This window comes from Neobacillus drentensis (assembly GCF_036965645.1).
GTDB classification, from domain to species: Bacteria; Bacillota; Bacilli; order Bacillales; family Cytobacillaceae; genus Neobacillus; species Neobacillus drentensis_D.
On sequence record NZ_JBALPZ010000063.1, the window covers coordinates 1 to 10,759 of the forward strand.

The following is a 10,759-nucleotide window of genomic DNA, read 5'->3' on the forward strand; positions in this document are numbered from 1 at the left end:
AGTTCAACAAATTAAATCTATACTATATATAAATAAAGCGTTTTCTTTTTGTGGGAGGAGAATTAGTATGATGGACAAAATATTATATGGCGTTGCTTATTATGATGAATATATGCCTTATGAGAGACTAGAAGAAGATATCAGAATGATGAAAGAAGCGGGAATCAATTTTGTACGGATAGCCGAATCGACCTGGAGTACGCATGAACCGCAAAATGGAGTATTCGATTTTACATCGGTTGACCGTGTTCTAGATGCTATGCACAAAGCAGATATTAAAGTGATTGTCGGAACCCCTACATATGCCGTACCTACCTGGCTTGTTAAACAGCATCCGGAAGTTTTGGCTGTAACGAAAAATGGACCAGGTAAATATGGTGCAAGACAGATCATGGATATTACGAATCCTGTTTATTTATTTCATGCGGAACGGATTATCCGCAAATTAATCAATCATGTCAAAGACCATCCAGCTGTGATTGGTTATCAGGTCGATAATGAAACCAAACATTATGGTACGGCTGGGGACAATGTTCAATTTCAATTTGTAAAATATTTAAAAGAGAAGTTTTCAACTGTAGAGGAACTTAACAATGCTTACGGTTTATCTTATTGGAGCAATCGGATTAATAGCTGGGAAGATACCCCGTCGATGGTCGGAACCATAAATGGCAGTCTTGGCTCCGAGTTTTCTAAGTTTCAACGGAAACTCGTAACTGATTTCCTTGCTTGGCAGGTAAGGATTGTTAAGGAATACAGTCAGCCGCACCAATTTGTAACTCATAATTTTGATTTTGAATGGCGTGGACATTCATTTGGAATTCAGCCGGATGTAGATCATTATGAGGCATCAAAGGCGATGGATATAACGGGAATTGATGTTTACCATCCATCACAAAGTCAATTAACCGGTATTGAAATCTCGTATTGCGGAGACATTGCCCGCTCTACTAAAAATGCAAACTATTTTGTACTAGAAACAGAAGCACAGGCTTTTAAAAATTGGACACCATACCCAGGGCAGCTTCGCCTTCAGGCATATAGCCATTTGGCATCAGGTGCTGATTTAGTTGCCTACTGGCATTGGCATTCCATCCATAATTCGGCCGAAACGTATTGGAAAGGCTTGCTCAGCCATGATTTCAAACCGAATCCTGTCTACAACGAGGCAAAAGTGATTGGGGCAGAATTCCAGGAATTATCCGATCATCTTATACATTTGAAAAAGCAAAATAAGGTTGCTTTTGTGATCAGTAATGAAAGTTACACAAGCATTAATTGGTTCCCATTTTCAGAGAACAAAAATTACAACGATGTTTTTAGAAGATTATATGATGAGCTGTATAAACTGAACATCGAGTGTGATGTCATTAATCCTACTTTTACTAATTTGCAGGATTATGATCTTTTAATCGTGCCATCTTTATATACCGTGAAAGATGAGTTTTTACATCAGTTGAATGATTATGTTAATAATGGTGGACATGTTGTGTATACGTTTAAGAGTGGTTTTACAAATGAGAATGTTCAAGTAAGAACTGTCACCCAGCCAGGAATTATTTCTGAAGCGTGCGGCATTGAATATAGTCTTTTTGTAGAACCTGGACAAACAGGTTTAAAAGGATCTTTACTAGAGATCGATTCATCGGAAGGTCCTGTCCAAGATTGGATGGAATTACTGACACCATCAACGGCCGAAGTATTAGCCTATTATGACCATCTACATTGGGGACAGTATGCAGCGATTACCCATAATCACTATGGTAAAGGTACCGCCACCTATATTGGCTTCTTTCCGAGTGAAGGGGTAGTTAAGAGTGTACTAGAGTTTGTAATAAGTAAAATCCCTTCAATAGAAAAAGAAAGTTTTGCTTTCCCGATCATTACAAAAACCGGTAAAAACCAATTTGGCAAAACGATACGTTATTACTTTAACTATTCAGACAATCCTGAAACTATTCGTTACCCTTATTCATCTGGGCAAGATTTATTCTCGAAACAGGAAGTACTGACAGGGGATTCAGTTGAAATTAAACCATGGGACGTAGTGATCATCGAATCGTGATGTAATTTATAATTCGTTTCAACATGAAAAATCATATTTTAGGAGAATGTATATGTATTTAGTCATTGATATAGGAGGCACCTTTGTTAAATATGCGCTGATGAACGCAGCCGGAACAATTGTAACAAAAGGAAGGAAGCCTTCATCAACAACAAATTTGACTATTTTTAAAGATATTATTTATTCGGTTATTGAAGAGCATGATTTATCTGAAATTAAAGGAATTGCGATCAGCTGCCCTGGGACAATTGATGTGGAGACAGGCATGATTTATTACGGTGGTTCTTTCCCATTTTTACATGAAATAAACTTGGCAAAAGATATTGAGGGTAAATATGGAATAGATGTAAAGATTGAAAATGATGCAAAATGTGCAGCCCTAGCCGAATTGTGGTTAGGGAGTGTAAAGGAAGTAAAAGATTCCGTTGTATTAATTCTTGGAAGCGGGGTCGGAGGAGGCATTATCATTGATGGAAAACTCCACCGCGGAGTAAATCTTTCAGCTGGTGAAGTAAGCTATTGTATGTATAATATCAACCCAGAAACAAAAACAGGACAATTTTTTGGACTCGATTGTTCGGCCGTTGAAATGGTCCGCCGTATTGCTGCAATTAAGAACCTAGATGATCCAACAGATGGGGAAAAGGTATTTGAGTATATCAAGCAAAATGATGAAGAGGCAACCACTATTTTTAATGAATATTGCATTTACTTAGCAACACAAATTTTAAACCTACAGTATATCTTAGACCCTGAGTTATTTGCCATAGGCGGCGGGATCAGTGCTCAGCCGATTTTATTGGATCGAATTCAGTGGGCGCTAGCTGAATTGAAAAAGACCAACCCAATGCATGTAGCAAGCCCAAAAGTGGTAGCTTGTGAGTTCCAAAATGATGCTAACCTTTATGGGGCACTTTACCACTTCTTTGTCAGTAAGGAAAAACTAGTTGCGAGGTAACTAAACTAATGTTAAGTTGTTCAGACTGTAGACAAATCCGATAGGAAAAACGGATTTGTCTACAGTCTTTTTTTAGTGGGGCAGAAAGCCATTAATTTAGTCTAAGCAACAAAAGTCCTTAAAGTCGCATTTTGTATTCCTGAGGAGTAATGCCTATAAATTTTTTAAAAACATGTGTAAAATGTGCTTGGTCATTGTAACCTACGCGTTCAGAAACCTCATAAATTTTTAGTGCGGGGTCAGTTAGCAGCTGTTTTGCCTTTTCAAGACGTAATTGGATTAGGTAAGATGAAAAACTTACTCCTGTGTGCTCTTTAAAAATTCTTCCCAAATAGGTGGAACTTAGATAAACTTCTTCTGCTAATTGCTTCAAAGATAAATCCTCAGACAATCTATTCGGAAGCTTTTCTAAAACAAGTTCAATCACACGTCTATTCTTTTTAACCTCTGTTGGTTCGAAATCCCCGTTTATCATTTTAGGATTATCTAACTGACTTTCTAAAATGTCCTTCTCTCCTTTTTGCATGAACCTACTTGAACTTTTCCCTTTCAAAATCTCCTTCTCAACTCTATCAATTGCTTCAAATAAAGATTCAAATGAGCACGGTTTTAAAAGGTAATCGATAACACCATATCGAAGTGCTTGCTGGGCATATTTAAATTCACTGTATCCTGTTAAAAGGATCACCTTTATGAAAGGGAAGTTTTTATTAATATAGTTGCTTAAATCCAATCCATCGACCGAGGGCATTCGGATATCAGATATAACCAAATCGATTTGGTTTTTTTGAAGGAGGGAAATAGCTTCCTCTCCATCCTCCGCGGCTGCAACAACATCCCAATCCTGTTTAGCGGCAGAAATCATTTCCTTTAATGTACGAAGTGCGAATGGCTCATCATCTACTAACATTATTTTCATCTTCTAAACCACCCATCATTTTATTAATTAAAATAGGTATGTTAAATTGAACCTTCAATCCCCCTAAAGTGCTCGGACTTAAATGTAATCCATACTGATTTCCATAAATAAGTTTGATGCGATGTTGAAGGTTTGGGAGACCAACCCCAGTATGCAGGATTTTTTCGTCTAATTCATTCCTATCCCGGTCAAATTCCAATGCTTTTTTCATTTCTGCTTCACTCATTCCGATTCCGTTGTCCTCAATGACAAAGTAGAGAAAGTTTTCTTCTTTAGTGATGGAAATACATATAATCCAAGGTCTTCCTTTTACGGATTCCAAGCCATGGCTGATTGCATTTTCGACAATTGGCTGAAGAAGTAATTTCATGACAGGAATGTGATGAAGTTCATCCTCAACATTTATTTCAACTTGCAGTTTGTCTTCATAGCGATAGCGCTGGAGATCAATAAACCGATTTAATTGTTCCAAATCCTCTCTTAGTGCCACAAAATCCGATCCTGGCTGGATACTATACCGAAGAAGGTCACTTAAAGAGAGAACCATATGAGCCACTTTATTTTGCTTTTCCATAATGGCATTGTAATAAATCGTATTTAAAGAATTATATAAAAAATGGGGTTGAAACTGTGCTTTCATTGCGATGAGCTGTGCCTGTTCTTCGCGTATTTGCTTGTATGAAAGAATCTTTATCGTTTCTTCTAGGTCGTTGAGCATGGAGTTAAAACTCTTGTAGAGGATCTCTACCTCTCTGTTATTTGCTTGACCTCTATGGGGGAGCGTATTTCCTCTTTTAATTTTCGATAATCGTAAAGCTAAACTTCTAATGGGCTTGGATAAAGACCAAGAGAAAAAGGCTGTAAGAAGTAAAGACGCCATGATACCAAAAATCCCTATGAGGATAGTACTTTTCTTGATTGTGTTTAAATCTTTAACGGTATCAGCAATGTTGATATAAGTAACAACCGTCCAGTTGCTGTATGTTGATGTATAGGAGGATATGTACATCTCTTTACCTTGGACATCCTTCTTTTTTATACTTCCATAATGCTTCGTATCGTGAACATCTGCCCAAAGACCTTTAGATAGTTTTTTTCCAAATTCACTTGAATCTGTTGAGTATACTATATTCCCAAGTTGGTCAATGATCTGAACTTTATTCGAGTGGTTTATCAGATCGTTTCCGATTACACTCTCGGTTGCTTCTTTCGGAATAATCATAAACATATAGCCAATATTTTTTATTGGGGCATCGTAGTCTTTAATCATTCTTATCCCCGAAATTCCATTAACAAGGGCTTTATTACCATCTTCAGTCTGGTATAAAACTTTATTTGCTGACCAAACGATACTCCCTTTTGGATCCAGATAAGGATACCAAAAGGACTTTTTTAATACTGAATTTTTTTTAAAAGGCTGTAAAAAAGCTTCCTCCCCCTTATTATCCATAAATTCAACTTGCAAATCGTTTTTAAGATATGCCTGCTCATGTGAAATGATCCTTTGTAACTCGTATACACTCAACTTCTTGCTAAAACGATTATGATTAGAATTTTTTAGATACGTTTGAACTGCTGGATGCAGTGCAATTCGCAGTGATAAATGGTCATATTCCCCTAACATGGTATCTACTTTCCCACTCAACTGAATTACTGAATCCAATAAATATTTAGTTGTTTTATCCATCAATACCTTGGAGGATACTTGGTAGGAAATATAGTTATTTAAGGGAATTACAATCATTAAAATCAATGAAAATCCTAAAATCATTTGAAACAATATAGATGTTTTTTGCTTTTTAAGGCTTTTTCTTAAAAACGTTTTCATTTTAGCACATCCTAAATTCTACTAAACTTTAATCCTCGTAAACTAAAAATAACTAAATTTTTTATTGAAGTAAATAAAAAAGTTGCGAAAACACAAAATATATCAAATCCACCCCCTGTAAAACATTTTGAAAATTTATGATAATGAAAGCGTAAACAAAATATCTTGATTAGCTAAAAATTGGAGGGAATCAGTTAAAAAGCTTGTTTCAAATCAATTGGTAAAAAGACTTTTTTATTTTAAACTAATCTGAACCATAGGGGGAGCATTATGAAAAAAAGAATGTTAGCAAGTGTTTCCAGTTTACTATTAGTAGGGGGACTTTTAGCAGGTTGCAGTTCGAAAGACAGTTCAACTGCTGCAGACACCTCAAAAGACGGAAAAATACAGATTTCAGTTTGGAGCTTACAAAGTCAGGATAAAACATTTCTCAATTCAGTGTATAAAGACTTTGAAAAAGAAAATCCAAAAATTGATTTAAAAGTTAATGAGTATACCGTTGATTCGATGAAAGAGGCTTTAAAGGTTGCGGCTTCCTCAAATACAATGCCAGATACATGGTTCACCTGGGGAGGATCATTAGGATCTTTCTATCCTGAAAATGGTCTTGCTGCCGACTTAACAGACATTTCGAAAAAAGATAATTGGGATCAGAAATATAATAAAGCGGCCATTGATTTGACCAAAGTGAACGGCAAAATCTATGGTGTTCCTTATCATTTAAACAGCATGGGCATGTTTTATAATAAAGCGGTATATCAGAAAGCAGGATTATCAGCTCCAAAAACATTTGATGAATTTGAAAGCCAATTACAAAAATTAAAGGATAGCGGTGTCACTCCATTAACTGTAGGTGGTAAAAGCGGCTGGATGTTGATGCGTTTTACTGAACAATTGATTGAACATTACGCTGGACCGCAGCTTCACGATCAACTAAATACAATGGAAGCTTCATGGAATGATCCAGCGGTTGTAAAATCCTTTGCCAAGTTAAAGGAATGGTCTGATAAAGGTTATTTCCCAAAAGGTTTTATTTCTATTGATCCTACTGAGCTAGAAACAACCATGTACCAAGGTAAAGGGGCATTAGCGCTTGAAGGTACCTGGTTTGATGGTAACGTTATTGATCAAGGACTTAAAGCGGATAACTTTGACTTTTTCTCATTCCCATCAGGTCAAACCCCTGAAAGAATGTCTAGTTTTGTCGAAATGTTTCAAGTTAATTCTAATTTAAGTAAAGAAAAACAAGCTGCTGTTATTAAATTCCTTGAATTTGTGTCCGGTAAGGATGAAGTGAACAAATTTGCAGATAAATATGGTTCAGCGGCTGCTTTAGGGGTCACTTATCCCGACACGAACCCACATGTTTCTGTTATGGCGGATCAAGTAAAAAAAGGAAACTTTTTAATTAGTGACCAAGCATTGCCACAGCAAGTTGTCCAGGCGCTATTTGAAGCACAGGATAAAGTAGTATTAGGGCAATTTACACCTAAACAAGCAGCACAGTCCATCCAAAGCGCGATTAAGGATTACAAGGCAAATAATGCCCAATAAGAAAAAAGTTTCAATGAATAAGAGCGTCTTTTGCGCTCTTATTCATTAAGAAAGGAGTTATCGCCTTGAAAACGGTAGTTGAACAGGAGATCGTCCTCCCAAAGGAAAGAAAAGTGAAATTGAGTTTTAGCATGAAGAAAATGAAACCGTGGTTCTTCCTTTTGCCAGCACTTATAGCCTATTTAATCACCATTGTGATACCAAGTCTTTATACATTATTCCTCAGTTTCTTTCAATGGAACGGGGTGGCCCCGCAAAAAAAGTTTGTAGGACTTGGCAACTATATAATGCTGCTGACAAAAGATGAGACATTTTTGTTAGCATTAAAAAACAACGTCATTTGGACCATTGCTTCTCTTGTCATTATGATTGGATTTGGATTAATTCTAGCTTTAATTTTGAATAGATCATTAAAAGGGCGAGTGTTCTTTCGGAGTATCTTTTATTTTCCATTTGTATTATCCAATATTGTTGTCGCATTAATTTGGGGATGGCTATTTAATCCTGATATGGGTTTAATTAATAATCTGCTTGATAAAATTGGTTTGGATAAATTTCAGCATGCTTGGCTTGCAGAACCGAAAACAGCGTTAATGGCCGTTTTTGTCGCAGCAACCTGGCAGGGTGTTGGGATGCCGATGATTTTATTTTTGGCCGGGCTGCAAAGTATTTCAAAAGAACCATATGAAGCGGCACTTATTGATGGGGCAAAACCATATCAAATGTTTTTTCGTTTAACCATCCCAATGTTAAGTGAAACATTTGTGATTGTATTTGCCACCACCATGATTGCATCTATGAAGGTATATGACATTATCTACGCCATGACCGCAGGGGGGCCTGCGAATAGTACACAGGTGCTTTCATCATGGATGTATTACCAGACATTTAAATTCGCAAATGTAGGTGTAGGGTCTGCAATATCATGGTTTATGGTCATTATCTCCATGATATTTGTTATTCCATATGTTTATATCATGACCAAAAAGTCTCATGTGGAATAAAGAGAGAAGGAGGAATAAAACATGTACCAACAAAGGCGATTGTTAACGCCATTTTTGCTCTATGCGTTCTTGATTATATTGGTCGTCATTTTCCTAATTCCCATCGTTTTTATCGCAGCAACATCATTAAAAAGCAATAGTGAACTTGTAAGTAATTCCTGGCTCACATTACCAAAACACTATAATTGGCAAAATTATCTCAATGCATGGACACAAATTAAACCATATTTTATGAACAGTTTGATTATCTCATTGGTTAAAGTTCCCATTGGCATTGTTGTTGAGGCTTTAGCTGCATATGCGTTAACCCGAATGGCATTAAAAAGAAGTAATCTTATCTTTGCCTTTTTTCTTGTAGGAATGATGGTACCTGTGCAGGCAACTCTTGTACCATTAAATATCATTCTAAGCAGACTTCATTTAACTAACACCTATTTAGGGATTATGATCATCTATATTGGATTTGGTGTTCCATTTGGAATTTTAATTTTACGGGGATTTTTCCGAACCATTCCAACGGCATTGGATGAGGCAGCTGTTATAGATGGATGCGGAGATTGGATGAAGTTTATAAAAATTATTCTTCCTCTATCATTACCAGCCTTAGCTACATTGATGATTTTGGACTTTATTAGCACCTGGAACGAATTTGTATTGGCCCAAATTTTTATTACAGATGATTCGATGAGAACGGTCACCACGGGATTACTATCTTTTCAGGGTGAACATAATACCGACTATACTTTGCTGAATGCAGGGGTAATGATTTCAGTAATTCCACAATTAATCATTTACCTTATTTTCCAAAAATATTTCGTTTCTGGGATGGCTGGATCTGTTAAAGGATAGGGTGTTTACTAGTTTAGTTGTTTTTTAAGAGTAATAGAAATTTATTTTTTTAATAGGAGGAATCACCAATGACCGCAAACCATGGAATGATGGAAGTTGAGCGTTGGGGGCGTTTTGAGCTGGTTCTCGAAGGCCCTAAGGAAGGGAATCCATTTAATGACATTGAATTAAAGGCAGTGTTTTCTTATGAAAATAGATCCATTCAAGTAGATGGATTCTATGACGGTGAAGGACAATATAAAGTCCGCTTTATGCCGGACAAGCTAGGGGAATGGAATTTTACCACTATTTGCAATCATGATACTCTCAACAAAAAACAGGGTTCGTTTACGTGTATTGCTCCTGGAGAAAATAACCATGGACCAGTAAGAGCCGATTTTCAAGTACACTTCGCATATGCGGACGGCACCCCGTTTTATCCATTTGGAACCACCGCATATGTGTGGAACCATCAAGGGGAAGAATTGGAAAGAAGGACACTGGAAACACTTAAAAATGCTCCATTTAATAAAATTCGTATGTGTGTTTTTCCGAAGCATTATGATTATAACCTTCATGAACCAGCTGACTTCCCATTTGTTGGATCTAAAGCGGAAGGCTTTGATTTTTCTCAATTTAATCCAGACTTTTTTGCAAAATTGGAAAAACAAATTGATCAGCTTAATGAACTTGGGATTGAAGCAGATTTAATTTTATTCCATCCTTATGATCGTTGGGGATTTTCTGATTTAGGCACTGAAGGAGATGATCGATACCTTAAATATGTTGTAGCACGTTTAGGATCTTACCGAAATATCTGGTGGTCGCTTGCGAACGAATATGACTTGATGAACGAATATTTAAAAACAAAAAAAATGGCGGATTGGGATCGTTTCTTTCAGATTATTCAGGAAAAGGACCCGTACCAACATCTTAGCTCGATTCATAATTGGCATAACCCAGAAATTCATTATCGAAATAACAACCATTGGTACGACCACAATAAGCCATGGGTCTCGCATGCGAGCATTCAGCATCATGATAATTATTTCGTTCCTGAGTGGCGGGAAACCTACCGGAAACCTATCATTAATGATGAATGCCGTTATGAAGGAAATATTAATCATGGCTGGGGGAATATTACAGCTGAAAAAATGGTTCAATTATTCTGGGAGGGTGTGTGCCGCGGCGGATATGTAACCCATGGGGAAACCTATATGCACCCACAAGGCATTATTTGGTGGTCGCACGGCGGGGAACTGCATGGCGATAGCCCTGAACGGATTGCCTTTTTAAGAAGGATCATGGAGGATGGACCTGCCAAAAGACTAACCCCGATATATTATGGTTGGGATGTAGCTGCAGGGAAAATGGGGGATAAATACATTTTAGCCTATTTTGGGGACAGCAGACCCTCATTTAAGATCTTGCCGCTTCCTGAAGGAAAACGTTATAAGGTAGAACTAATTGATACTTGGGAGATGAAGATCATTCCGTTAGAGGGAACTTACACGAATGAAAGTAAGATTATACTTCCAGGCAAACCCTATATCGCTCTTAGAATCACTGAGACTGAATAAAAGAATTAGATAATTCTATATTT

Annotated in this window: 8 protein-coding genes; 6 read left to right on the top strand and 2 right to left on the bottom strand. The window is 37.0% G+C overall.

Annotated features, from left to right (window positions below; all coding sequences use genetic code 11):
• Positions 1–70 precede the first annotated feature (70 nt).
• Positions 71–2,065, top strand: a complete 1,995-nt coding sequence (locus V7266_RS13295) for a beta-galactosidase (RefSeq protein ID WP_335468389.1) — start codon at positions 71–73, stop codon at positions 2,063–2,065.
• Between the two features lie 52 nt (positions 2,066–2,117).
• Positions 2,118–3,023: an ROK family protein gene (locus tag V7266_RS13300; RefSeq protein ID WP_335468371.1), complete on the top strand. Its 906-nt coding sequence runs from the start codon at positions 2,118–2,120 to the stop codon at positions 3,021–3,023.
• Positions 3,024–3,141: 118 nt separating this feature from the next.
• On the opposite strand, the gene V7266_RS13305 is transcribed toward V7266_RS13300, so the two are convergent.
• Together V7266_RS13305 and V7266_RS13310 are read right to left on the bottom strand one after the other, a co-directional pair.
• Positions 3,142–3,942 carry a response regulator transcription factor gene (locus tag V7266_RS13305; RefSeq protein ID WP_335468372.1) on the bottom strand — a complete coding sequence of 267 codons (801 nt, stop codon included), beginning with the start codon at positions 3,940–3,942 and terminating at the stop codon, positions 3,142–3,144.
• Positions 3,920–5,770, bottom strand: a complete 1,851-nt coding sequence (locus V7266_RS13310) for a sensor histidine kinase (RefSeq protein ID WP_335468373.1) — start codon at positions 5,768–5,770, stop codon at positions 3,920–3,922. Before V7266_RS13310 ends, V7266_RS13305 begins: the two co-directional genes overlap by 23 nt.
• Positions 5,771–6,040: 270 nt before the next feature.
• Between V7266_RS13310 and V7266_RS13315 the strand changes: the two genes are divergently transcribed.
• The 4 genes from V7266_RS13315 to V7266_RS13330 all read left to right on the top strand — a co-directional run bounded on the left by V7266_RS13315 (position 6,041) and on the right by V7266_RS13330 (position 10,736).
• Entirely contained in the window at positions 6,041–7,324 is a 1,284-nt protein-coding gene (locus V7266_RS13315; protein ID WP_335468374.1) for an ABC transporter substrate-binding protein, read from the top strand.
• Between the two features lie 131 nt (positions 7,325–7,455).
• Positions 7,456–8,328 carry a carbohydrate ABC transporter permease gene (locus V7266_RS13320; RefSeq protein WP_335468390.1) on the top strand — a complete coding sequence of 291 codons (873 nt, stop codon included), beginning with the start codon at positions 7,456–7,458 and terminating at the stop codon, positions 8,326–8,328.
• Positions 8,329–8,349: 21 nt separating this feature from the next.
• Positions 8,350–9,177 carry a carbohydrate ABC transporter permease gene (locus tag V7266_RS13325; protein ID WP_335468375.1) on the top strand — a complete coding sequence of 276 codons (828 nt, stop codon included), beginning with the start codon at positions 8,350–8,352 and terminating at the stop codon, positions 9,175–9,177.
• 68 nt (positions 9,178–9,245) lie between these two features.
• Complete coding sequence (locus V7266_RS13330) at positions 9,246–10,736, top strand: DUF5060 domain-containing protein (protein WP_335468376.1); 1,491 nt, start codon at positions 9,246–9,248, stop codon at positions 10,734–10,736.
• Positions 10,737–10,759: the final 23 nt, after the last annotated feature.